The sequence below is a fragment of the Pseudobacter ginsenosidimutans genome, assembly GCF_007970185.1.
GTDB lineage: Bacteria > Bacteroidota > Bacteroidia > Chitinophagales > Chitinophagaceae > Pseudobacter > Pseudobacter ginsenosidimutans.
Window position 1 is genome coordinate 1,751,012 of record NZ_CP042431.1, and the last position, 26,110, is coordinate 1,777,121.

General features: G+C 45.5%; 18 protein-coding genes. 12 read left to right on the plus strand and 6 right to left on the minus strand.

Annotated elements, in window-relative coordinates; genetic code table 11:
- Positions 1-116: 116 nt before the first annotated feature.
- Entirely contained in the window at positions 117-947 is an 831-nt protein-coding gene (locus FSB84_RS07220; protein WP_158643805.1) for a YwqG family protein, read from the plus strand.
- On the opposite strand, the gene FSB84_RS07225 is transcribed toward FSB84_RS07220, so the two are convergent.
- From FSB84_RS07225 to FSB84_RS07235, 3 genes are read right to left on the minus strand one after another with little or no spacing between them, the layout of a single operon-like run.
- Entirely contained in the window at positions 944-2,884 is a 1,941-nt protein-coding gene (locus FSB84_RS07225; RefSeq protein ID WP_130542196.1) for a protein kinase domain-containing protein, read from the minus strand. The genes FSB84_RS07220 and FSB84_RS07225 overlap by 4 nt on opposite strands.
- A 3-nt stretch (positions 2,885-2,887) precedes the next feature.
- Positions 2,888-3,649 (minus strand): PP2C family serine/threonine-protein phosphatase, encoded by a 762-nt coding sequence (locus FSB84_RS07230; RefSeq protein WP_130542195.1) that lies wholly within the window; start codon positions 3,647-3,649, stop codon positions 2,888-2,890.
- Positions 3,646-4,320 carry a vWA domain-containing protein gene (locus FSB84_RS07235; RefSeq protein ID WP_127132938.1) on the minus strand — a complete coding sequence of 225 codons (675 nt, stop codon included), beginning with the start codon at positions 4,318-4,320 and terminating at the stop codon, positions 3,646-3,648. Before FSB84_RS07235 ends, FSB84_RS07230 begins: the two co-directional genes overlap by 4 nt.
- 444 nt (positions 4,321-4,764) lie before the next feature.
- Between FSB84_RS07235 and FSB84_RS07240 the strand changes: the two genes are divergently transcribed.
- From FSB84_RS07240 to dcm, 5 genes are all read left to right on the plus strand, one after another.
- Complete coding sequence (locus FSB84_RS07240; RefSeq protein WP_225980004.1) at positions 4,765-5,514, plus strand: AraC family transcriptional regulator; 750 nt, start codon at positions 4,765-4,767, stop codon at positions 5,512-5,514.
- Positions 5,515-5,559: 45 nt separating this feature from the next.
- On the plus strand, positions 5,560-5,967 hold the full coding sequence (locus FSB84_RS07245; protein WP_130542193.1) for a DinB family protein: 408 nt from the start codon (positions 5,560-5,562) through the stop codon (positions 5,965-5,967).
- 87 nt (positions 5,968-6,054) lie between these two features.
- Complete coding sequence (locus FSB84_RS07250) at positions 6,055-6,513, plus strand: NUDIX domain-containing protein (RefSeq protein ID WP_130542192.1); 459 nt, start codon at positions 6,055-6,057, stop codon at positions 6,511-6,513.
- A 75-nt stretch (positions 6,514-6,588) separates the two neighbouring features.
- Positions 6,589-7,011, plus strand: coding sequence for a very short patch repair endonuclease (locus FSB84_RS07255; RefSeq protein WP_130542191.1), 423 nt, complete (start codon positions 6,589-6,591; stop codon positions 7,009-7,011).
- A gap of 183 nt (positions 7,012-7,194) precedes the next feature.
- Entirely contained in the window at positions 7,195-8,466 is a 1,272-nt protein-coding gene (dcm, locus tag FSB84_RS07260; protein ID WP_130542190.1) for a DNA (cytosine-5-)-methyltransferase, read from the plus strand.
- Here the strand turns inward: dcm and FSB84_RS07265 are convergent.
- Positions 8,455-9,720 (minus strand): type II restriction endonuclease, encoded by a 1,266-nt coding sequence (locus tag FSB84_RS07265; protein ID WP_130542189.1) that lies wholly within the window; start codon positions 9,718-9,720, stop codon positions 8,455-8,457. The genes dcm and FSB84_RS07265 overlap by 12 nt on opposite strands.
- A 320-nt stretch (positions 9,721-10,040) precedes the next feature.
- Entirely contained in the window at positions 10,041-10,898 is an 858-nt protein-coding gene (locus FSB84_RS07270; protein ID WP_130542188.1) for a helix-turn-helix domain-containing protein, read from the minus strand.
- A 171-nt stretch (positions 10,899-11,069) separates the two neighbouring features.
- Between FSB84_RS07270 and FSB84_RS07275 the strand changes: the two genes are divergently transcribed.
- Positions 11,070-12,758 carry a tetratricopeptide repeat protein gene (locus FSB84_RS07275; protein WP_130542187.1) on the plus strand — a complete coding sequence of 563 codons (1,689 nt, stop codon included), beginning with the start codon at positions 11,070-11,072 and terminating at the stop codon, positions 12,756-12,758.
- Positions 12,759-12,764: 6 nt separating this feature from the next.
- On the opposite strand, the gene FSB84_RS07280 is transcribed toward FSB84_RS07275, so the two are convergent.
- The gene (locus FSB84_RS07280) at positions 12,765-16,844 is read right to left on the minus strand and encodes a hybrid sensor histidine kinase/response regulator transcription factor (protein ID WP_130542186.1); all 4,080 of its coding nucleotides are present in this window, start codon (positions 16,842-16,844) and stop codon (positions 12,765-12,767) included.
- 280 nt (positions 16,845-17,124) lie between these two features.
- On the opposite strand from FSB84_RS07280, the gene FSB84_RS07285 reads away from it, so the two are divergent.
- The 5 genes from FSB84_RS07285 to FSB84_RS07305 are packed head-to-tail and all read left to right on the plus strand — an operon-like array spanning position 17,125 to position 26,109.
- Positions 17,125-20,307, plus strand: a complete 3,183-nt coding sequence (locus FSB84_RS07285; protein ID WP_192909903.1) for a SusC/RagA family TonB-linked outer membrane protein — start codon at positions 17,125-17,127, stop codon at positions 20,305-20,307.
- 24 nt (positions 20,308-20,331) lie between these two features.
- Complete coding sequence (locus FSB84_RS07290) at positions 20,332-21,942, plus strand: RagB/SusD family nutrient uptake outer membrane protein (protein ID WP_130542185.1); 1,611 nt, start codon at positions 20,332-20,334, stop codon at positions 21,940-21,942.
- 24 nt (positions 21,943-21,966) lie between these two features.
- Complete coding sequence (locus FSB84_RS07295; protein ID WP_130542184.1) at positions 21,967-22,923, plus strand: DUF5017 domain-containing protein; 957 nt, start codon at positions 21,967-21,969, stop codon at positions 22,921-22,923.
- A gap of 24 nt (positions 22,924-22,947) precedes the next feature.
- On the plus strand, positions 22,948-24,204 hold the full coding sequence (locus tag FSB84_RS07300) for a glycoside hydrolase family 88 protein (protein ID WP_130542183.1): 1,257 nt from the start codon (positions 22,948-22,950) through the stop codon (positions 24,202-24,204).
- Between the two features lie 42 nt (positions 24,205-24,246).
- Positions 24,247-26,109, plus strand: coding sequence for a heparinase II/III domain-containing protein (locus FSB84_RS07305; protein ID WP_130542182.1), 1,863 nt, complete (start codon positions 24,247-24,249; stop codon positions 26,107-26,109).
- Position 26,110: the final 1 nt, after the last annotated feature.

Consider the following 26,110-nt stretch of genomic DNA (forward strand, 5'->3'; position numbering starts at 1 on the left):
AATGCACAAGTATGGGAATATTTGATTTTTTTTCTAAAAAGAAGAAAGCGCACCTCATCGATACTCCAATAATTCAAGCCACCCGGCAAACGAATACTGAGAAAAAAATGCTACAGGTGGATGCCGAAATTTTACTCGAAAAAATTGAAGTGGTTCCCGGTCTCGTCCTGCCACGTGCTTTTGCCAATCACTGGCCCGAACTCTCTCAATCAAAAACATCCTTTATCCAGATAAAAACCACACCTGCTGCAGCGCTTACACCCGGGCAAAGCAAGTTTGGATCTTATCCAAAGCTTCCTTTGAATTTCTCATATCCCAGGGATCAGCATGGCGAATACATGTTCCCGCTGGCCCAGATCAATTTCAGGGAATTACCTCCAATGCCAGGCTATCCGAGAACCGGCTTCCTCCAATTCTATATTTCTGCAGATGACACTTACGGATACCGTTTCGACAATCGTCCCAATGATTTCAGGATCCTTTTCTTTGAAGAGGCCGATGTTGAAAATTTCCAAGCCGATTTCAGTTTTCTGCAATCCACGATGGGATCGGAGTCTGTGCCGTTATCAGAGCCTCTTTCATTGCAATTCGAACTAAAAGAAGAATATTTCGGTCTGGGAAATGTTACCAATCAGATGAACCCCGGTATTTCCCTGGAGCAGATCGCAGCGCAATATGACGAGGAACTGGAAGAAGAACTGATGACCTGCGCCTATGATCATTTTACTCCCTCAGGTCATAAGCTGGGAGGTTATGCATATTTCACACAGACTGATCCGCGCGAATACCGCGAGGAAAAAGAAAAAGAATTTGTTTTGCTGCTTCAGATCGACTCCGATGATAAGATCATGTGGGGCGATGCGGGAGTGGCCAATTTCTTCATTCACCCCAACGATCTCGCCAAAAAGGATTTCAGCAAAGCCTTCTACACCTGGGACTGCAGTTAAATCACCTTGATCAGTTGCTTGAAAGATTGTAGTTCGGCCTGAGCCTGTGCTACCTGCAGGCTGATGGCGCTGATCTGCGATTGCAGTTGTTTCCTTTTCGCCAGGATATGTTGCTTCAGCTGTTGCAGACCGTTATACTGGCTCCTGATCTCCTGTTCCAATTGTTTTTTGGATTGAGCGGCATCATCGATGATCCTGAGGAAAGCTTTATTGAGTTGCAGGTTGTCCGGGTAATACACAAATCCACCGGCCATTTGTCTTTGCCAGGAAAGCAGCATCTGTTCATACTTTTGTCCGATTCCCTGCACCTTGATATTCCCCAGTTTCGTAAGATCCGATGCCGTTATTATGCCTGCATTGTACAAAGCCTGCTTTCGGTTGGCGCCGAAGCCGGGAATAGAATGGTCCTGTAATCTGAACTGTTGAAGAAAGTGATGTAGTTGCTGATTGTAGATCCTTTCTTCTTCCAGTCTTTTCTTTACCTGGATGGTCCTGGGCACTTCTCCATATTGTGCAATCAGTTGTATGATCCGCTTTCCATGCTGGTTGTATTGGTCCAGGTCCTGTGTACTCTGATAACTGTTCACTGCCCTGTTGAGCTGATTCGACAAGTTCTGGTGATTCTCATTATGCCTTTTCAGTTCAGCCTGGAGATACCATTTCCAGGGAAAGCCCATATAAAAAAACACTGAGAGGCCGAGTACCAAAAATCCGCTGGTAGTACTGATAATAAAAACAAAAGCGGCAGTCAATAGCAGCAGAGCGCTGATGGCTGTTTGCTGCAGTTCATACTTCTTCATGCGTCCGCCATGCTGTATTGTGGCCAATGGTTGTACTGGAATGCTCAGGTCCGGTTCGGGAAAATAAACCGGGTCCACGGTAAACCCATGAATGAACCTGTCGAAGTCACTATGGATAGCGCTTTGAGCGGAATGCAGATCGTCTATGAAGTAAAGGATATTCCTTTTGGTCTTGAATTCGCACCAGGGGCATTGGGTGAGTTTGTTGGGAAAGATATGCAGCTTACTCCGGCTGCAATGGCTCATCTGTTGCAGCAATTGATTGGTGGCCAGGATCCATTGAGCAGGCATCGGCCGGGTGACTGATTCAAAAGCATCGTGAAAAAGATCGGTGATGCTATTGGGCAGGCTGTTGATATCGAAACTGTCTTTCGGAGGAGTGATCAGCTTATGGTTTTGACGAAGCGAGTAAGCAAACAATTGACGCTGGATGGCTGTTTCTTCACCGATATCTTCAGCGGTATGATTGATCCCTGCAAAAGGATGTCTTCCCAGGAACAATAACTGGAAGATGAGGATGGCCATGGAGAACGCATCGGTATTGGCAGTGCGCACTACATTCTCAAAGGAAGGGAGCCGAAGCAATTCCGGGGGCGTGTATCGTGGCACACCTACTTCACAATAAAAATAATTGTTGCCATCGGATAGCTGGAAGGAATCGCAATCGATGAAGGCCACCATACCCTGTTTATTCACAAGCAGGTTTCCTTCGTTCACATCACCTACAACCATGCCAGCACTATGCAGGGTGTGGAAAGCAGAAGAGATGTTGCGCGCAACATGTACCAAAAAATTATAGCCTTTGTCGGGGAAGATCCTTTTCCTGTCCATCGGGCTGAAGAGCATGTGCAGTGGCATGTATTTGTGAAGCTTCTTCATCACGAAGCCGCAGGGTTTTCCTTTTTTGTCGCGAACCAGGTCTGTGGGCCAGGCGGCATAAGCCTGCATTTGTTCCGAGAAGCGGTCCACCATCAGCTGCAGTTTATTGGCTTTGCTGCTGCTGAGTGGTTCCGAATACAGCTTCAAGACCTGGTCCGGATGGTCCGCCAGTTCATACACTTCACCTTCCCCTCCTTTGCCGAGAAGGTTGGACGTAATATATACGCCCTTACTGCCGCTGTACTGCTGGTTGATCATGGATCAGAATCGTGTTGCGAGAAAAAGGGTTTTATCGTCGTCGGTCCTGTTGTTGATGGCTTCGCTGTTCAGGTATTCTCCGAGTTTCCGGTTGAGAACGGCCAGGTGTTCTTCCTGTGTGGCCATTCGTAGCCATTTGAAAAGGTCGGCGAAGAATGGCTGGTGCACGCTGAGCGATTCATTGTTCAGGGTCAGCAGTTGCAGGCCGTCTGTGAACAGGGCTACTTCTTTGATGGTTTCGCGGAGCGTGACCACCCGGAGATGGCTCATATTGCTGTCGTCTACCAGGAAGGCGGTGGTATTGGAATACTCACCGTTATGCGGCCACCAGATTGTCGTGTATTGGTCTGCGTTGGTATCCCTGATGATGGCGCCATCGCCAACCTGGAAGAAGATGGCTGTGAATTCTGTGATCACTGCACCGAGAAGGGTGCAGGAGTATTCGTTGATGTTTTCTTTTTTTTCTTCGGCAAACTGCAACAGGTTGTCGTACACCTTTTCAAGGATAGCGATGATAGAGGCTTCTTCAATCGAACCATCAGCTGCTACGGCTTCGGAGAGCAACTGCACTGTGGTCTTAACAGTATAGTTGGCCGCTTCTGCTGCAAACTTTGCACTGCCTGCTCCATCGCTTGCACAACAGATCAGGGCTTCATCACCACCAGGAAGAGCGCAGGTTTTAAAGGCAAGCGCATCTTCACAAGTCCGCTGCGATTGAAGATGGGAAGTTCCGGTAACGGATTGTCCGATTGTTTTCCAGATCATACTTCAGCCCAACCGGTAGGAGGTAAGAGATTCACTTTATTGCCGGGATTCTTGCTGCTCACGGTTTTGAGTGAGCCGGAGAGCCAGATGAAGAATTCGCGGAACATAAGTCCTTTCAGCTTCAGTGGTTGACGCACGGAGATTTCGCGCAATACATCGAAGTTGGCGTCTTCCACGCCGATGGCGAAGAATGCGAAGGAATTCATCGATTCCCCTTCCCTCACCTGCATTGCGGCTTTGGTATGACTGTCTGTTGGCGCACCATCCGTGATGAGGATGATCCAGGGTTTGTAATACCCGATACCATGCGACTTATATTCATTCTTCCTGCGCGTAACCATATCGATCCCGAGTGAGATGGCAGTACCCATAGGAGTATCGCCCTCCGCTTCCAATGGACGTGGGAAAAAATTGGTGACGGTGGAAAAATCCGCATCCACTGTAACCGGGCCGAAAGTGATCATGGCAATTTCCACTCTTTTGGAAGCGAGCGGGTCGGCAAGCAATTCTTTTTTCAGCGTTTGGATCCCTTCATTGAGTTGTGCGATGGGTTTACCCGACATGGAGCCTGAAGTATCCAGCAACAACACGCAAGGGCATCTCGGTTCAGGATTATCTGCAAAACTTTCGCTTCCAAAGGGGATCTGCTCAAAAGAAATATACTCATCCATGTACAGAAATTATAAGTGTTGGTCTATATAAATGTAGTAAATCCCATTTAATTCCTTTTCGATTATATTGGATCCTTAATCGTATTCACTTATTAGCAATCATTTCAATTTCTTAACTGCATGTCAGGCGAGAAGAAATAACCATTGCTTTGATTGGCGATCCGGCAGCCAACAGTGGTGCATAGGTATTGAAGGTCCTTTTTGTACGATAATTCTTCCCGGGATAATATATTTTCTTATTTGATTCTTCAACCGGCGGTGACCCCGCCGATTTTTGTTTTCAAGATACCTCCTATGGAAATTCTGTAACTTTATAGACGCATGCAGGCAGACATCCATACATTATTTCAGTCGGACTTCTACCGCATACTGGACTTCCGGTGCAGATGCACGGAGTGCACAACCTCGAAACCAGAATACAGCGATACTTTTGGGATCAGCTTTGTGAGAAAGGGAAATTTCTTGTTCAATGTATTCAGGCATTCACTTGATTCTTACAACGGCTGTGTGCTGATCACGAAGCCTGGATTTGAAAGAACTGTCACACATGCCCACTCCGTGCCTGACCAGTGCACGATCCTCGAGTTCCACAAGGATTTTTTTTCTATTATTAAAAAGCATTATAAGCATTGTCGCTTTTTTCATGATGCGGACTGGCATTCCACGTTGATCAGGACCAATGCTTCAACAGAGCTATTGCATTATATGGCCTGGCAGCTGGTCAATACGCGAAAAGGCAGTAAGCTGCAGATCGATAACCTGGTATTGGAGATAATGGACAAAGTGCTGGGAGAAATTACGGATTATCATCCCGATCCGGCCATCAACAGTAAGATGAAAAAGAACCACCTGCAGACTATCGAGCGGGCAAAAGAATACATCACCAATAATTTTACTACAGACATATCATTGATGGAGCTGGCTTCATTTTGCTACGTAAGCCCATTCCATTTTAGCCGGATCTTCCGCACATTCACCAAAGTACCGCCTCATCAATACCTGGCAGATACCAGGCTTCAACACGCAGCGCTGATGCTTCGAACCACCAACTCACCCGTGGCAGATATTGCTTTTAGTTCAGGGTTCAACAGTATCGAGTACTTCAATAGCGCTTTTAAGAAAAAATATGATAGCGCTCCAGGCTCTTTTCGAAATCAGGAATTCAGGTTCCCGGTAATTAGCAAGATATCTTAAGTGATCGCCAGCCGGCAGTTTTAGCTTTACTCTAAATAATTTATTATGAAAGAGCATCTCTTGAATTTAGTAGACACTTCTAAGAAATATACGCTGGATGTGGCCAATGCCATGCCTCCCGGAAAATACGAAACCAAACCTGTAGACAGTGTTTGGAATTTTAAAGAGCTGCTTCACCATATTGCCTATGGCATTGAATGGTGGGGATCGAATTATGTGCGCGGAGAGCAAATGGATTGGGCACCGGGTACAGTGAGCAAAGACAAAAAAGAAGTAATGAATTATCTGGAGAAGGCTTATGCAGGGCTGGAAAATGCCATTAAAGACCGGGCGCTTAATGAGGAGGAAGTGAAGGGCGTGCATGCAACGCTGGATCATGTGACGCATCATAGGGGGCAGGCTGTGTTACATTTGCGCGTGCAGGGGCAGGAAGTGCCAGAGTATGTGTACTAGTTGTTTAGATAGCCATGAGGCGGAACTCCCCGGGTGACCGGTGGAGTTTTTTGAGTTTGGGTATCAAAATTGTGTTCAAATTGAGTTATGAAACAAAGCGCAGGAATCCTGATGTATAGAATAAGGGATAATAAGTTAGAAATGCTGTTGGCTCATCCAGGCGGACCGTTTTGGAAGAACAAAGACCTGGGTGCCTGGAGCATTCCCAAAGGAGAATATAATGAAGATGAAGAGGCTCTTACTGCTGCAATCAGAGAATTCAAAGAGGAAACAGGATTGTTGATTGATGGAGCATTTATTCAATTGGCACCTGTAAAACAGAAATCGGGAAAGGTTGTGCAAGCCTGGGCAGTGGAGGGAGATGCAGATATATCAACGTTTGTGTCTAATAAATTTACTATAGAGTGGCCGCCAAAATCAGGAAAAATGGTTGAGTTTCCCGAAGTGGATAAGTGGGAATGGTTTGGAGCGGAGAAAGCGAAAGAGAAGGTTTTATATGGACAGGCAGGATTGTTGGAGGAACTTGCCGAATTGATAAAAAGTTGAAAAAAGAATAGAAAAGCATAAATTGTAGCCCTGCAGGCAGCATCTCCTTCAAAAGCAGGTAACTATTTGCATAACATGGCAGACGTACATGACAAAGCTACCCGTAGTTTTAACATGAGTAGAATTAAGAGCAAGAATACGAAACCAGAATTGCTGGTCAGAAAATTTTTGCACTCAAAAGGTTTTCGGTATAAGCTAAATGATAAAACTCTTCCCGGAAAACCTGACCTTGTCTTACCAAAGTATAGAACCATAATCTTCATTCACGGCTGTTTTTGGCATGGACATGAGGGATGTAAATTTTTTGTTGTACCCAAGACCAGGACTGAATGGTGGCTGAACAAGATTGCAATCAATACTGCCAATGATCAAAAAGCTGCTCTGGCTCTCATGAAGCAAGGATGGCAGGTGATTATAATTTGGGAATGTGAACTTAAGCCTAATAACATTGAGCTAACTTTAAGTCAACTTTTTTCTGAGCTTAAGCCGAACGTTTAGGTATGTAAAGCAATTCACATTTCTATGTAGATGGTGGATATCAAAGTCAATATTGCTTGATGTATCTTTGTAAATTGTAATGACGTAATGCTAATTTGGAGAAAACTAAGAATGTGAATCATCTCCGAAAATTACGCTCTCACAATTGGATTTTTGATTGATTAATGAGAAACGAATTAATTAATGCAAAGCATAGAACAAGAAAACAAAACTCTCGAAAGCTCACTTCAACCTTTAATTGAAAAGTTATGGAAGGGGCATCTTTTTGGCGCGGAAAACCATCGATCTGCAATTATTAGCCATTATCTTCACTCAAATAAGATTGTGTATAAAAAAAATGCTATTCAATATGGGAAGGAAATGATTAATGGTCACTTTGCTGAAAAAATGAATGATAAGATTGCAGAAGAAGCTTTGCAGTATATCATAAGGTATAACGATCAAATTATCCCATTTCAAAATCCTTCAAAACCTGAATTTACATTTATTGATCTGTTTGCGGGCGTTGGGGGATTCAGACTTGCTCTGCAAAGTCTCCAGGGAGAATGTATTTTTTCCTCGGAGTGGGATAAAATGGCTCAAAGAACTTATTACGCGAACTTTGGTGAGATCCCTTTTGGAGACATAACCAAAGAAGAAACAAGAAAATGGGTGCCTGAAAAGTTTGATCTTTTATGCGGAGGATTCCCCTGTCAGCCATTTTCAATTGCTGGAGTTTCTAAAAAAAATAGCTTAGGCAGGAAGCATGGCTTCGAAGATGAAAAACAAGGAAATCTTTTCTTTCATGTCGCGAAAATTATTGAGGAAAAACGTCCGAAAGCTTTTTTTCTGGAAAATGTAAAAAACCTTGTATCACATGATAAGGGCAATACTTTTAAAGTTATCAAAGAAACGCTGGAAGAGCTGGGTTATACCTTCTACTCAAAAGTCCTTAACGGAAAACATTTTGTACCTCAACATCGTGAAAGAACTTTTATGGTAGGTTTTGACAAGAAGGTTTTCAAAGGAGAAGAACAATTTTCATTTCCCGAACTTCCACTGCCTGAAAGGAGGATAAAAGAAATTTTAGAAAATAGAGCAGATCCTAAATACACGCTTTCTGATAAACTATGGGATTATTTACAAGGATATGCTCGTAAACATAAGGAGAAAGGAAATGGATTTGGATTCGGCTTAGTAGATTTGAATGGTATTTCAAGAACTATGAGCGCCAGATATTATAAAGACGGTGCTGAAATCTTAATTCCCCAAAAGGACAAGAATCCCCGAAGGCTTACAGTTCGTGAAGCTGCCCGACTTCAGGGTTATCCTGATAACTTTGTGATAGATAAAGTTTCAATGAATCAGGCATATAAGCAGTTTGGAAACTCTGTGGTGGTACCACTGATACGAGCCATCGGTGAACAAATAGTTGAAGTACTCAAGAAGACACCAGTCAAGAAATCACGAAAATAATTCTCCCGAAAAATCTTTAAGGTTAATCTGTCTGGATTTTAAATATGATATGAATTCTTTGAGATTCATAAGCCATGCTCTTTGAGCGGCATTATAGGTTGTATGTATTGAGGCGGGTAATATCAATTGGAGTCCATGCGCCATCATTTCATTGGTTTGATTCTCGCTGATTCCTGGTTCAAGTGTTAGAAGGTGTTTGTTATTAATGCGTTTAGCTTCACTCAAAACTTGTCTCCACCTATCCTTACAAGTGGTTTTCACTCCAAGCATTGTTAGGTTTTCACTTTTAAAAGATGCCAGATGGTATTCTCTTGCTCCTGGAAATAGAAAATCTGGTTTTGCTTTGTTCTCAGTTATTTTTGCTCTATCAAATTTTATTTGATAAAGTCTGAATATCTCTTCTGTATGATTTTCTAATGCAAGTCCGGCTCTTGACTTTCGTGTATTTTGAATACTTAATGAAAATTTTAGAAACCCCTCAACATCAACATTCCCATCTTTATCAAAAAATCCTTGTTTTAGTCTTTTTTCCAATTCCAATCGCTCCATTCTTCTAAATAACTTCTCTTCGTGATTCATCCATGACATTAATGCGGTATCTGGATCTTCCAGTGGTGCGATATCTTTAAGTGATTGTCTGGTTAGTATAGAAAATTCTTTTGTAGTAGGCATTTTACCTTTAAGCCTTAAAAGTATTGAGTCGAGGAAATCCGTTTCAGTGTCTTCAATTTCAATACCCAGCTCTTCAAGTATGAAACGAACAGGAAAGTCGATCTCTTTATCCCCTGATTGCTGAAAATCCTGATAAACAAAGCTTTTGCCTGCTTGTACCGGTACTTCAAATAGCCAGAGTAATTGACTCTCCACTGTAGTTTGAGCAGGAGTTATGATACAAAGCAAAGTATTATCAGGTCGTTTAGCGATTATTAAGAGATCCCCAGCTTGTGCACGTTGGGAAACATCTGTAGTAGGAAAATATAATCTCCACTCTGCTGCTCTTTCTTTACCAAATCTTGCGTCGTACCATGAAAGCTGTGCGTCTGATGTTGTAGTTTCATTGTCGTCTCCCATCCAAACAAACCTGCTCCGAAAAGTTATTGTCTCACCAACTTCATTTGTCCCAAGAACTTTTTTTAAGGCTTCTGAGCCGTTGAATTCGTGTTGGTTAGATTTCTTGATATTTACTTCTACAGTTGAAAGTCTTTTAGCAGCAACTGCTACAAAGTATTGTGATAAATATCCTTTTTTATGCATGCTTTTTTACGAGCTTTTTTATTATTTTTCTAAAGACAATTTACAATTTAATGAAATTTTTGTAACAAGAACCTCCCCTAAATAGAACAGACCATTATCCAAATGCGCCGTCCACCTACAAACCACTTCTCTCCACAAATACCAAAAATTGATTTGAAAAAATTTACCCATCAGCCAGATTGAATTCTTTCATTGTATTTGCTATTGTCCCCTTCACAAACTTCTTATTTTTCTAATGATTAACGTTGTTCCCGCTAGCGCATACATTTATTCAACCTATCTTATGACAAACGTAAAGGCCTGCTCCCTTACCGTAAATCTCATATCACCTGCACATCCCTCACATTCACCGGCGAGCTTCCAAACTTCTGCTTAAATACCCTGCTAAAATGAGACGGATTCTCAAAGCCGCTCTCAAACGCAGCTTCGGCAACGGTTTTGGCCTGACTGGTCAATAGATGGCGTGCATGATACAGTCTTTTGTCCATCAGCCATTTCCCGGGAGTTGTATTGAATAAAGAAACAAAATCTCTTTTGAATGCAGACAGGCTCCTCGCACTCAGCCTGGCATAGTCCTCCAGTTTCAAGTTAAAACAGAAATTATCTTCCATCACACGTTGTAAAACAATCTGCGGCTCGTTCATCAATGAGCAGAACCAGGATAACAATTGCTCATTGGCCGGGTTCTCTGCAATCAGCAATACCAGCTCACGGAATTTCAATTCCAGCAATAATGGATCGGGTTGATAGGAAGGCCTGAAATATGGCATCAATGAAAGGAAATAAGCTTCCGCGGCAGTACTGTTATGAATGGGGATCACAGGATCAAGCTTTCCTGCCGGTCTTATCTTCTCTCCCGGTTTGCTTTTCAACACATCGCAGATGAATGCATCGGGTAAGAAAAAAAGTACAAAACAGAACTCTGTTTCATTGAACTGCTCAACAATGGAAGCGCCTTTCCTTACAAATACACAACTGCCTTTCTGAAGATCGTAAGAGCCATGTGGCGTATGCCAAACCTTTCTCCCTTCCATCACATACAAAACGTAATTGTGATGACTCCAGAGATCGGCAAACTTTGAATCGAGCGGGCAAGTAAAAATAGAAACCAGCGCCTCTCCGCAACTGAGCTGGCGATAAGCGGGATTGCCTTTTACTGTAGAATAGAAATTGTACACGGGGCTGGTTGAACTGCAAAATTAGTATTTTGGCTGGTCCCCTGAATACTACTAACCGGTAATCTCTCCTGCACTTTCAGCTTCGATATTCCCGGCAATTGTCGAACTTTGTATCCTTCCCACCTCCTGCTGAATAGTCCGCACCAATTGGTCAACCTAAAATCGTTTTGTATGAAATTGAAAATGAATTTCTCACAAAGCCTGGTGTTGCTATTCTGCCTGTTGCTGTTCGCCTGCAAAGAGAGCAGGAAAGCGCCTTCCAGGGCATCGATCGATGCACTGAACCTCAAAAAAGGACAACTGATCACCTGTGGCCCATCACAGCAGCTTGGCACCCTGCACTTTGCCATCGATGCTCCTGCAGCCACTCAATCTTCTTTTATGCTAGGGCTCAAACTGCTTCATTCGTTTGAATACGACGAAGCGGAAAAAGTCTTCGCCGGTATTATCGATCAAAACCCCGACTGTGCAATGGCGTATTGGGGAGTGGCAATGAGTAATTTTCATCCGCTCTGGGCGCCTCCTTCCAAAGCAGAATTGCAAAAAGGAAGCGCAGCCATCGCAATCGCAAGAGGACTGAAACCGGCTTCAAAAAAAGAGTCATCATATATTGAAGCCATCGCATCATTCTACGACCGCTGGCAACAAACAGATCATAAAACACGCTGCCTCCGGTTCGAAAAGGCAATGGAAGATCTGCACGAAAAAGATTCCTCCGATATGGAAGCCACCGTTCTCTATGCTCTGGCCCTGGATGCCGCGGCCAATCCATCGGATAAGAATTTTAAGAAACAAAAAAAAGCAGGCGAACTCTTGCAGTCATTAGCGCCCGGTGCACCGGATCATCCGGGTATCGCACATTATCTTATACATACTTATGATGTACCGGAACTAGCCTCCCTGGCGCTGCCCGCAGCAAGGAAATACGCATCCATAGCGCCATCGTCGGCGCACGCTTTGCATATGCCTTCTCATATATTTACAAGGCTTGGGCTTTGGGACGAAGCTGTTCAGTCCAATATCGCCTCCGTTTCTTCTGCACAATGCTATGCGCAACAAAATGGAATGAAACATTGGGACGAAGAATTGCATGGCCTTGATTATCTGATGTACGCCTATCTCCAAAAGGGTGATACATACAATGCGAAAAAACAACTGGACTATCTGTTATCCATCCACGAAACATCGCCTGCCAATTTTAAAGTCGCCTATTCTTTCGCTGCCATACCTGCAAGGTATTACCTCGAGAGCCGCAATTGGAAAGAAGCAGCCCGCCTTCCTTTCCCTGTTGCCAATTTTTCCTGGGATGATTTCCTCTGGCAAAAAGCGATCATCCACTTCGCAAGAGTGATGGGCGCGGTACATACGGGTCAGACAAAGATCTCAACAGAGGAAATACAGGAATTGAAACGAATCAGGGATACACTTGCCGAACAGGGGGATACTTACAAGGCACAACAGGTAAGTGTGCAGTTGGCAGCAGGTGAAGCCTGGGCAAAACTCAGATCCGGAAAGAAAGGAGAAGCCTTGCAACTCATGCAGCTCGCTGCAAAAATGGAAGACAGCACAGAAAAACATCCCGTAACACCTGCTGAAGTATTACCGGCAAAGGAATTGCTGGGCGATATGCTGATGGAACTAAAAGATTATCAGGCTGCTCTCGAAGCATATGAACAAAATCTTAAGAGACATCCCAACCGCTTCAATGCATTACTCGGGGCAGCACAGGCTGCATCAAAAACCGGAGAAAAATCAAAAGCAATCGACTACTATCACCGATTGATATCGATAGCAGTTACAAATAGCCCCAAACCGGAATTACAACTGGCTAAACAATCATTGGAAGAAATGGAAAAATGAATTGTATTATCCGGAAGTTTTTGCCCCGTACTCGCTTGGGTTTACACCATATTGTTTCTTAAACTCACGGCTGAAATATTTACTGTCTTCATACCCCACCATATAAGCGATCTCATACACGGTGTGTCGTTGCCCCGAAAGCAGCGTGGCTGCCTGTTTCAGCCTGAGGGACTTCACAAAATCATTTGCACTCAGCCCGGTAATGGCTTTGATCTTTTTGTATAAAACAGGTTGGCTCATCAGAGCTTTCTGGGCAAGCACGCCTACACCAAAACCCGGATCGTCCATGTTTTCAAGAACAATGTTTTCGATGTTTTTAAGGAAGGCTTCATCCAATGGATGCAAGGCAGGAAATGTCAGGGGAGTATCAGGCGCAGTTGAAGAAGAAGCCTGAACGTCTTCGCCTGGAAATGTTTTCCGGCCCAGTGTTGTATTGAAATGCTGCCAGTACTTCTCTCTTGCCAGCAATAAATTCTGTACCGTCAGTTCCAGCACTTTCGTACTGAATGGCTTGGTCAGGTAAGTGTTCGCGCCGGTCTGAAGCCCGCTGATCTGGTGCTCCACCGCGGTCTTAGCCGTGAGCAGCACTACAGGAATATGACTGGTACGTATATCCGATTTGATCCTGCTGCAGAATTCAAGCCCGTCCATTTCAGGCATCATTACGTCACTGATGATCAGGTCTGGAATATGTTCTACCGCATATACCAGCCCTGATGCTCCATCTGCCGCTTCTGCTATGAAATATTTGTCCTGGAGTGTTTCTTTGATGAACGTCCTGATTGCTCTATTGTCTTCTACCAGCAAAATGGATGGTTTGCCATTGTTGCTTATCAAAGAACCCTGCACAGGGCTTGTTTCTCCGGCAAGGATGGTTTGGATGACGGGAAGATCGGCAGTAGCAACCAGCTGACCGGGCGCATAATGCTGTATTCCTTTCAGGAGCGTTACACGGAAAATAGTTTCATGAAGATCCTGGTGGCTAAGTTTGGTGGAGCTGACGCTGATAGTGCCTTTATGCGCCTGCACAATACTTTTTGACAATGCCAGGCCGATCCCATAACCGGTGTTCTGTTGTCCGTGATCATTTTCCTGGAAGTAATTATCGAACAATCGGTCTACATTCTCGCGAGCAATCCCCTTTCCGCTATTGGCCACGGTGATGATCACCTGTTTGGCGTCATCCTGAATGGTAAGTTTCACAAAACCACCATCAGGCGTGAATTTGAATGCATTTGAAAAAAGATTGTAGAAAACTTTTTCCATTTGTTCACGATCGAATGTAAGGTTGATATGAGAAGGATGAGCAGAAAACTGCTGATCGATATTCCGCGATGCGGCAATATCTCCAAAGCTATTGTAGATCGATTGGGCAAAGTCAGCAATATCTGTAGTGGATGCGTGCAGTGTGAGATGTCCTGTTTCTGCTTTCCTGAAATCCATTAGTTCATTCACCAGTTGCAACAGGCTATCCGAGTTGGATCTGATGGTTTGCAGCAATTGTTTATCGGCCGTATTGCCGCTGTTCTTGCTCATCAATTTTTCCGTAGGACCGGTGATCAGGGAAAGATGTGTTCTTATTTCATGGGAGATATTGGTAAAGAAATTCAATTTTAGTTGGGTGAGCGTGTTGCTTTTTTTCATCAATGCCTGCATCAGGAAGTAACGGGCAACAAAGAACACGAGGGCCAATCCCGCAAGAATGTACAACGTATAGGCCCACCATGTTTTCCAAAAGGGAGGCAGCACCTGTATCTTCAGTGAAATGGGGGTGCCCCAGACTCCATCATTATTACTTCCTTTCACGATCAGTGTATAATTACCGGAGGGCACATTTGAATAACTGGCGAGCGGATCGCTGGTGTAGGTAAAGTTATCGTCGAAGCCTTCCAGCTTGTAGGCGTACCTGTTCTTTGCGGGTTTGATGAAATTCAACGCAGCAAATTCCACAGAGAATGCATTCTGGTTATGCTTCAGTCTGATTGCAGATGTATAACTGATCTGTTTTTGCAACAAACTGTCCTGTGCGCCTGTTTTCACTTCTTTATTATGAAGATTGAAAGAGGAGAACGCTACAAGCGGCGCTTGCAGGTTCTGACTGATAGCAGCAGGTTCAAAAGCAGTAAGACCAAAGTAACCGCCGAAATACAGTTTTCCATCCGGGGCTTTGTACCAGGCATTATTATTGAAAACATTGCCGGCCAGTCCATCTTCCGTGTTGTACACATTGCAGGAACCTGTAGCAGGATTATATCTCGCCAAACCGTTGATGGTACTGATCCATAGCTCCCCGTTTTCGCCTTCGATGATGCCGAGCACATTATTGTCCGGCAATCCTTCGTTCTTTGTGATGCTCGATTTCTGGTTTCCATTTTTATCCAAAAGAACCAGTCCGTTCTCACCGCTGCCCGCCCAAATGCGTTGTTGTTTATCTTCATACAAACAGTTCACCGGAAAGATGGAGCTGTCTGTTTTCAACAGTTTGCTGCCATCAGCAGTAAGAATATACAGTCCTCGCCTGGTCCCGGTCCAGATTGTATTGGTTGAAGTAAGCAGTGTAGAAAGAATGGATTGCCGTTGCAGTTTCGCGAATCCTTCAGGAGCAGGAAGTGGCTCCAGTTGTGATCCTTTCTTTTGATAAAGTTGAAGTCCCTGTGTTTCCGTGCCTATCCAGAAGCGACCAGCTGCGTCCTGCATCAGGCTCGTGATCTCAGCTCCCTGCAGATAAGGATCAGCTGCATTGTAAAGGTATCGGATGAATCGGTTCTTGCTGCGATCGAAAAGATTGAGGCCACCCCCATGCGTACCCGCCCAGATATTCCCCTCTTTGTCTTTGTACAAAACTTTCACCAGGTTGGAACCAGGGCTGTAAGGATCATTGGAATTGTGTTTGTAATAAGTAATGGAACCATCGCGGCCAAACCGGTTGATGCCTCCGCCTTCGGTTCCGATCCAGAGATCGTCGTCATTATCCTGCACAATGGAACTGACAACATTATTGTTCAACTTCCTGGAAGACCTGGTGGAGTATACAGTGAATGGCGTGCTCAGTGAATAAAGACAATTCACGCCACCAAAAAAAGTTCCCACCCAGATGGAACCGGTCTTATCCATATACAAACTATGTACAGAATTCTGACTGAGGCTGGCATCGTTCCAGGGATCATTGATGAAGGTAGAGATCTGTTCTGTTCCGGCCTGCAACTTTGAAAGTCCTTCCTGGGTACCGATCCAAAGATTCCCTTCCTTATCCAGTAAGAGTTTGCGGATATGATCGCTGGCGATCCGGCTATTCACATTTTGATAGCGATGGAATGTACCGGTAACGGGATCATATAAATGCAATCCTCTGTGCGCAGTGCCGATCCAGAGTTGATTGCGTTTGTCGCGTACGATGCTCTTCACCTGGTTGTCTACCAGACGTGTTTCACCGGCTTCCTGGTGAAAGATCTCTTTAACGGAGAATTTGCCGTTCTGTTCGTGTAACTGTACCAGGCCATGGTCCGATCCTACCCAGATGACACCTTCATCTTCATACACACAATTGATATTGGTAAGCCGAAATGCATTACCGGTAAACCGGCTGACCGGAACCAGTACCGCTTGCTGAACATCTGCAATCAGGTAAAGGGTATTCCGGGTGCCTGCCCAGATCCTCCCCCGGCTGTCTTCGAACAAACAGATGATCTCTTTATCGCGACTGCTGATGGCTGCATCTTTTTCGAATGGAATAAGATCGAACTGATCTGTTTCAGAATGATAGCGGTTGAGCCCGTTCTGTGTGCCTGCCCATACCTGGCCATTGCGATCGGTGAGCAGGCAAAAAATATAATTGTTGGAGATGCCTGATCTGTTGCCGGGTGTATTCTTATAAATGGTGAATTTCCGGGAGTCGTATTTGTTGAGCCCCTGTCGCGTGCCGAACCACATGAAACCTTTGGCGTCCTGTGTAATGGCAATGACCGAGTTTTGGGAGAGGCGATCAGACACATCAAGGTGTGAAAAACTCATTTGCTGACAAATTCCCTGCACGGAGATCAGCAGCAAAGCCTGTACAACAAGCAGTATTCGATTCGGAAAACTCATGGGTGTTCATTAAAAAGCAGGCATGGGAGATATTGTTGACTGGCAATCTGAGGACTTCAATTTAGGTTATTTTTTAAAACGAAGGAGGCAGGAAAATACTTTGGAACATCGTTTGAAACCAATCAACACACCATTTGTATTAGGAACAAACTCAATATAAGCAGCAGTTCACCGTCATTTTTTAAAAATTGACCCTATAAAGCCGAATTTTTCACCCCATGTTCCTTCAATTATTCGCCAAATTCGTCAGGGATTGCGTAACCATATTAATGTATTGCTTATGTCATTGAAAGCTCAAAGCCATAGTCGCCGTTCAGGCGGCCGGAAGCTTCAGTTAATTCTTTTTCTATTTTTCTCTTTTTCCATTCCTGCACTTGCCCAGAAGAAAGTTTCGGGTACAGTGAAAGATGCTGAGGGGAAACCCGTTCCTGCCGTAACAGTTTCCGTAAAAGGAAAGACTGCTGCCACCAATTCAGACTCCAATGGAGCGTTCAGCATCCAGGCCAGCGTGGGAGATACCTTACAGTTCACCAGTGTGAACTTCGATCCTGTTTCGCAGGTGGTAGGCGAAAAGAACGAATATTCCATTATTCTCAATAACAAGGTCAGCAAGCTGGACGATGTGATCGTCATCGGCTATGGCACCGTTCAGAAACGGGATGTGACCGGTTCTGTTTCCAAAGCGCCGGTGGAAGACATGCAGAAGGCGCCGGTCCGTTCATTTGATGAAGCACTTGCTGGTCGTGTTGCCGGAGTGAATGTGTCTTCGGTTGACGGACAACCCGGCTCAGCCGTGAACATCACCATCCGCGGCGCCAACTCCGTTACGCAGGATAACTCGCCTCTTTATGTGATCGATGGATTTCCGATCGAAAGCCCCAACAACAATTTCATCAATCCACAGGACATCGAATCTATCGAAGTCTTGAAAGATGCGTCGGCTACAGCAATCTACGGTTCCCGTGCCGCAAACGGGGTGATCATCATCACCACCAAAAAAGGAAAGGCCGGTCCGCCCGTGGTAACACTGAGCAGCTCCTTCGGACTGCAGAAAGATTATAACCGGATGAAGCTGTTGAGCCCTTCCCGGTTTGTGGAGTACCAGCTGGAAAGGATCCCAACCGATGCCAACAATATTTACCTGTCAGATGGTAAGTCGCTCGACTACTACCGAAGCATTCCGGAAATAGACTGGCAGGACCAACTCTACAGAACAGCTCCCATGAGCAATAATTCCATTTCCATCAGCGGCGGCAACAATACCACTAAATATTATGTGTCTGGTAATCTTCTCCGGCAGGAAGGCGTGATGGTGAACTCCGGATACAGGAGATACCAGGGCACCATGTCGCTCAATCAGACATTCAATTCTAAACTCAAAGGCGGTGTGTATGTGAATTATGCTTACAATAAACAAAACGGCGCATCGCCTTCCACTCCGAATAGCAGCAGCTCCACTGCTTACTCTTTGTTCAGCGTGTACGGATACAGAAATTTCTCCCTGGACGGTTCAACGGGCTTAACAGATCAGCTCTTCGATCAGTTCATAGATCCAACCATCGATCTGCGAATGAACCCGGTGATCAACCAGAAACATATGCTGCGTGAGAACATCGGACGTAACACCATTATCAATGCCAACCTGGAGTATGCGATCCTGAAAAATCTGAAACTGAAAATAACAGGAGGCATCAACAGCACCATTACACAGAATAACCAGTTCAATGATACCAATACTGTCTACGGCAATAAACGTTCCTTGCTGGGATCACAAAATGGCGTGAATGGAAGCGTGATGTATTATAACTCTTCCACCTGGGTGAATGAAAACACATTGACATGGAACAAAACCTTCAATCGCAAGCACAACTTCACTGTGCTGGCCGGTATGTCGGAGTCTGTGAACAAATCTTCCAGTCATGGTTCTTCCGCCACCAATCTCCCCAATGCGCAGCTGGGCATCAGTGGCCTGGATGAAGGCACACCGCAGGTGGTGCGCGCCACCACCACCAGTTGGGGATTAATGTCATTCCTCGGAAGAGCAGACTACAAATATGGGAACAGGTACCTGCTCACTTTTTCTTATCGCGCAGACGGTTCTTCAAAATTTGCGAAACACAATCGCTGGGGGTATTTCCCTTCCGGCGCTGCCGCCTGGAAATTCAGCGAAGAAAAATTCATGAAACAGTTTGAGGATATTCTCTCGGAAGGTAAACTGCGCGTGAGTTACGGTCTTACAGGTAATAACCGTGTAGGCGATTTCACTTATCTCTCCGCCATCAACCTGGCAGTGAATCCGCAGGGATATACTTTCGGGAATACTACCATCTCAGGCGCCATCCCATCCAACTTCGGAAACGAAAACCTCACCTGGGAAACAACAGAGCAATTCAATATTGGTCTGGATCTCGGGTTTCTAAACGACAGGATCAACCTCACAGCCGATATCTATCGTAAGAAAACAAAGGACCTGCTGATCTATGCCAATATTCCGCTTTCTCTCGGATATGCACAAGCGTACAGGAATATCGGCAGCGTACAAAACCAGGGCCTCGAACTTACAGTGGGCACCACCAATATCGACAACCGTGATTTCAAATGGAAATCCAGTTTAAACATAACTTTCAATCAGAACAAGATCCTGCAGCTGACAGAGAACCAGGAATCGATCCTCTCTGCGGCTCCTTTCGATCAATACTTCAGAACCATCCCGGCCTTTATTTCCAAAGTGGGCAATCAGTTGGGAATGATGTACGGTTTCATCTGGGATGGCGTTTACCAGTATGAAGATTTCGATGTCTCCAACACGGGTAACTATGTATTGAAGGATCATATCACCACCAACGGCAATACACGCGCAAATATCCAACCCGGCGATATCAAATTCAGGGATATCAATGGCGACAAAGTTGTTGATGCGAACGATTATGCCGTTATCGGAAGGGGACTGCCCATTCACACAGGCGGTTTCACCAATGAGTTCACGTATAAGAATTTCGATCTGAATATTTTCTTCCAGTGGTCTTATGGCAACGATATCATCAATGCGAACCGCTACATCTTTGAAGGAAATATTCTCGGCCGTTCACACCTAAACCAGTTTGCGAGCTTCGCCGATCGCTGGAGCCCCACTAATACCGATTCTAAAATTCCACGCGGCGGCGCTGGTGGCTATGGGCCCACAACGCCCACTGGAACTAATTCCCGGGTGATCGAAGACGGTTCTTATCTAAGGTTGAAGACCGTTCAACTCGGGTATAATTTTTCACCTAAGACCCTGCGCTTCCTGAAAATAAAATCAGCCAGGCTATATGCAGCAGCACAGAACCTGCTCACCTGGACTGACTACTCCGGTGTTGATCCTGAAGTGAGCATCTTCAATTCGGTACTCACGCCTGGTGTGGATTACTCGGCGTATCCCCGCCCCAGGACCATCACATTTGGACTGAACGTGACATTCTAATTCGCAACGATAAACTTGTTATATATGAAACCGATTTTGTTATTCTTATTGCCGGCGCTGGTACTTGCTACGGGTTGCAATAAGATACTCGATAGACAACCCACGGACTTCATACAGCCGGATAATTATTACAATAGTGAGCAGGATTTGAACTTTGCACTTACAGGCGCCTATGATCCACTGGGTAGTGAATACCTCTACGGCAGTTCGCTTTGGTTCCAGTTCGGAAGCTGTTCGGATGAATCGTTCTATCCCAATACTGCCAACTCCTTTTCAGCTCCCATGTTCTACCAGTTCGATTATACCAATCCGTATGTGAGCGGATTATGGGAACAATGCTATGTTGGGATCGAACGCGCCAACCTGCTGATAAAGAATATCAACAAACCCAACATGGATGAAACGAAGCGCCAGGTGATCCTGGGTGAAGCGCTCTTCCTGCGCGGGTTCTATCATTTCCTGCTGGTGAGCAATTATGGCGGTGTGCCCTTGAAACTAACGCCTACGGCAAATATCAACTCCGTGAATATTCCCAGGGACGATGCTGCTACCGTGTATGCACAGGTGCTGGCGGACATGAAAGAAGCCGAAGCCAAAGTGAGCAAAGCATCTGTGATCGGTAATGGAAGTCATGTTTCGCAAACCACTGTTCAGGGAATGCTGGCGCGTGTTTGTTTGTACATGGCAGGTAATCCGCTCAACGATCAAAGCAAATACGCGGAAGCATTGAGTTGGGCGCAGAAAGTGCAACAAAGCGGCGAACACCAGTTGAATACCAATTTCGATCCCTTACTCACCAATTCTGCCTATAGCCAGGTGTTTATTAATCAGACAAGGGATGTGTACGATGTAAAGGAAAGTATGTGGGAAGCAGACTTCTACATGAATGGACAAAATACCGCTTACAACGAAGGAGGCAGATTGGGTACTTACCAGATGGGTTGCCAGAATATCGATACCGGCTTCGGTTCCGGCAATATCAGGACTACCATCAAACTGTACAACCTGTACAAGACAGGCGATCAGCGCCGCGACTGGTCCATTGCTCCGTTCAGCTTTACCAGTACAGCCACAACGGCGGTCCGCGTGAACTATACAGCCAGTAATATCATTGGTCGTGAAAGCGGCAAATGGAGAAGATATACCGAGCTCCCTCCCAAACAACAATACAGAACAGGCACCAATTTTCCGATCCTTCGCTACAGTGATGTACTGCTGATGCTGGCCGAAGCTGAGAACGAAGTGAATGCCGGACCTACACAAGCGGCCTATGATGCCATCAATGAAGTGAGAAGACGCGGCTATGGAGTTCCGTTAGATCAGCCCGATGTAAATGCCGATCTCCCTGCTGATCTCTCCTATACTGATTTCAAACAACAGATCCAGGACGAGCGCGCACGCGAGCTGTGTTTTGAAGGATTGCGCAGGCCCGATCTCATCCGATGGGGAATATTCAAACAGGTGATGGACGCGATGGTGACCGAGATCCAGGCTTCCAATGCCAGCGTTACCAACAAGAACAGGTGGATACTGGGTTACAGTACCGCCGGCTCTTCTCCGCGCTACACCATCTTACCTATTCCCGCGCTGGAGCTCAATATCAATAAAGCCATCCGCCCGAACCAGGGCTGGTAATTGTTCAAACCTAATAATGATTGTATGTTGAAATATAGTTGTTCAATATTGTTCTTGCTGGCAGGACTCAGCGCCTGCACCAAAAAGCTCAGCAACGGCTCCTCCGATTTTGCAGTAACTGCGCAAAGAACTTCACTCAACGCAGGAGACACTGCAAGATTCAGTTTCGCAGGTAATCCCGATATCATAACTTTCTATTCAGGAGAGCCGGGCAAAAGATTTGAATTCAAAGACCGTGTGCAGGCCGAGGGCTTGCCTGTGGTGAATTTCAGCACAGTAAGGGCCAATGGTGTGCAACAGAACACACTCCTGCTGATGATCTCTTCTGATTTCAAGGGAGTGGTTCGTGGCGATACCAACAGCACCAAAGCAAATATTGCTGCCGCAACCTGGGAGGACATTACTTCGCGCGCCACGCTGGCCCTGAGTGGCACTACGGCTGTTCCTTCCGGCGATATAGAGCTCACCGATTTTGCAGAAGCAGGCAAGCCTGTATACATCGCTTTCAAATACATTGCTGAAGCGGGAAGCATCCAGCCCAAATGGACCATCAGCAATTTCACCGTGAAGAATAATCTGTCCGATGGAACCAGCTACACCATCGCCAACATGAATACTTCCTCAACGCCTTATACAAATTATGGGGTCAATACTTTCAGTCCGGGATTTGCCTCTTACACGCTGCAAAACAATTTCAATTGGTCCGTCAGCACAACCAGTATGGTAATTACCGGTGCAACCTCAGTGGGGGCTGCAGGCGCCCCCGCCGAGGCATGGCTTTTCATCGGTCCCATTAATCTTCGCAAAGTGACGCCCGATGCAGGATTGGTGATCAAGAACGGAGGTCAGAATATGGCTGATCTGAATTTCTATACTTTTTACAATACACCCGGCAACTACAAGGCAACCTTCGTTGGTGGTCGCGTGAGCATCGAAGAAACAAGTGTGACCCCGCATAATATCGATATATCTGTACAATAAAGTGAAAGCGATAAAACCGTAACAATGAAATACCAATTTTTTGTGGTGATTGGCCTGTTGATAGGTTCAGCCTTTATCCGGAATGATGAACAACAGTTTTTGCAGGATAACTTCTCGTTTGCAAAATCACAGATCAAAGGAATGCTGGAAGAAGCCAATAAGTACGACACACTTTTTCCCCGCACCATCGATGAAAAAGGAAAATTGAAACTGACAGATAAGTACGAATGGACCTCCGGCTTTTTCCCTGGCAGCCTCTGGTACCTCTATGAAGGAACAAAGAATGATTCCATCAAACAGGAAGCCATCGAATGGACAGACAAACTGGAATCCCTGAAATCCTTCACGGAACACCACGATCTTGGATTCATGATGTATTGTAGTTACGGCAATGCTTACCGGCTCACCGGAAACGAAGTCTACAAGCCACTGCTGGCGCAGGCTGCGGCCAGTTTAAGCACCCGCTTCAGCGAAAAGACCGGCGTCATCCGCTCCTGGAACATGTTCGGCTCCTGGGATGGTAAGAACAAATACAATTATCCCGTGATCATCGACAATATGATGAACCTGGAGCTGCTGTTCTTCGCTACAAAAGTTACAGGAGATCCGAAATATAAAAAGATAGCCATTACGCACGCAGACAATGTGCTGAAGAACCAGGTCCGTGCCGATGGAAGCTGCTACCATGTTGTTTGTTATGATGCACAAACAGGGAAAGTATTAAGTCGCGAAACCGTACAGGGATATGCCAACAATTCCACCTGGGCCCGCGGCCAGGCCTGGGGTATTTATGGTTTCACGATGAGCTATCGCGAAACGAAAGATCCGCGCTATCTGAAAACAGCCATGAAGATGGCTGACTTCTATATCAATCATCCCAACCTGCCCAACGACAAAGTTTGTTACTGGGACTTCAATGCTAACCAGAATGGCTATACGCCTTCCGTTCGTTCGCGCGCGCCACAGACGCCCACCAATTACCGCGACGTGTCCGCAGCTGCCATCACGGCTTCCGCCCTGTTGGAACTCTGTGTGCTGGCGGGCGACAAAGGCGCAGCCTATAAAGAAGCGGGCATAAAGATCCTGCATTCCCTGAGCTCGAAAGTGTACCGTTCCGAAGCCGGAACCAATGGCGGATTCCTGCTGAAACACAGCGTGGGCAGCATCGCGCATGGATTTGAGATAGACGTACCGCTGGTGTACGCAGATTATTATTACCTGGAAGCGTTGAACCGTTATCAGCAAATATTAGAAAAGGACAATACCGCTTCGATTCGATAATTTCAGGTTGTAAAAAAGAAACGCATGTACATCCCCGTTCAAATGAAACCTGCCTTGCTCTTCATAGGTATCCTGCTGACGGCAACAGTTTCATGGAGCCAAATGCCCCTGATCGATTCTGCCAAGATCCAGGACCACCCGAGATTACTTCTATTGAAAGGAGAAGAGGAAAGGATAAAAACAGAGATCAGGAATAATGCAATATGGAAAAATGTACATGATGCCATATTGAAAGAATGTGATTCCATCTTAAAAAAATATCCCGTTGAACGGACGATGATCGGCAGGAGATTATTGCAGGTGTCCCGGGAAGGTCTGCGCAGGATCTTTTTCCTGAGCTATGCCTGGCGCACAACCGGCAAGAAGAAATACTTCAATCGCTGCGAAGAGGAAATGCTGGCCGTTTGCAATTTCAGCAACTGGAACCCAGACCACTTCCTGGATGTAGCCGAAATGACGATGGCTGTTGCTATCGGCTACGACTGGCTCTATCATGATCTGTCAGAAAAATCGAAAAATGTAATCAGGAAAGCCATTATCGAAAAAGGCATCAATCCTTCGCTCGAAAAAAAATACAATGGCTGGTTACGTGGCACCAATAACTGGAACCAGGTCTGCAATGCAGGGATCAGTTTCGGAGCACTGGCCGTTTATGAGGACCAGCCACAGGTGACTATGGAATTGTTGCGCCGCGCAGTAACCAGCATTGTGAAGCCAATGAATGAATATGCGCCTGCCGGCAATTACAAGGAAGGCTACAGTTACTGGGGATATGGAACTTCCTTCAATGTGTTCTTCAACAGTGCCCTAGAAAAAATCTTCGGAACAGCATTCGGGTTGAATGAACAACCTGGTTTTATGGAATCTGCATCTTTCTACCAGCACCTGATCAGCCAGGAAGGTGCGCCGTTCAACTATTCCGATGCCGGCAGTCTGGAAGGACTGCAGCCGGCTATGTTCTGGTTTGCCGATAAACTGAATGACCCGACATTGCTATTTGTTGAAAAGACTTATCTCTTAGAATCGAAATTCAATGCAAGAACAAACAGGCTGCTGCCTGCTGCAATGATCTGGGGCAAAGGCATCGCAACAGAAAAGATCAACGAGCCTGCACAGAAGACCTGGGCAGGAAAAGGAGACAACCAGGTAGTGATGATGCGCACGAGCTGGAAGAAGAACCAGGGCATCTATGTAGGATTCAAAGGTGGATCACCTTCCGTTAGTCATGCTCATATGGATGCCGGCTCTTTCGTAATGGATGCTGGCGCATCCAGGTGGTCTGCCGATCTCGGCATGCAGCAATACAATTCGCTTGAATCTGCCGGACTGAGCATCTGGGATATGAGCCAGGGCTCTCAACGCTGGGACGTATTCCGTTATTCCAATTTTTCACATAGCACACTCACCGTTAACGGACATCTTCAACAGGTTAAAGGAAATGCGCCGCTCGTAAGCTTTTCAGATGATTCAATGAATACACGCGCTGTACTTGATCTGACCAATATTTACAAACAGGACCTGGCAAATGCGCGCAGGGGTATTGCGATCATCAACAAACAATATGTAACCGTTCGTGATGAATTAGAGAGCGGAGACAGTACTTGCATTATCCGCTGGACCATGCTTACACCTGCAAAAATAGTAGCTATCGATGGCCACCAGGCGCAACTCGAAAGTAAAGGACAAAAGCTGTTCATCAGCGTAGCCGGACTGCCAGGCGTGAAACTGCAAACCTGGAGAACAGATCCTCCCCACAGTTATGATGCTGTCAATCCTGGTACCACACTGATCGGATTTGAAATGAGTTTACCTGCCCGTACAAAAATATCATTCAATGTGATACTGGTACCGGGAGAAGGCATCGCAATCAAAAGATCAGACCTGAAGGAACTGGATCAATGGTGAT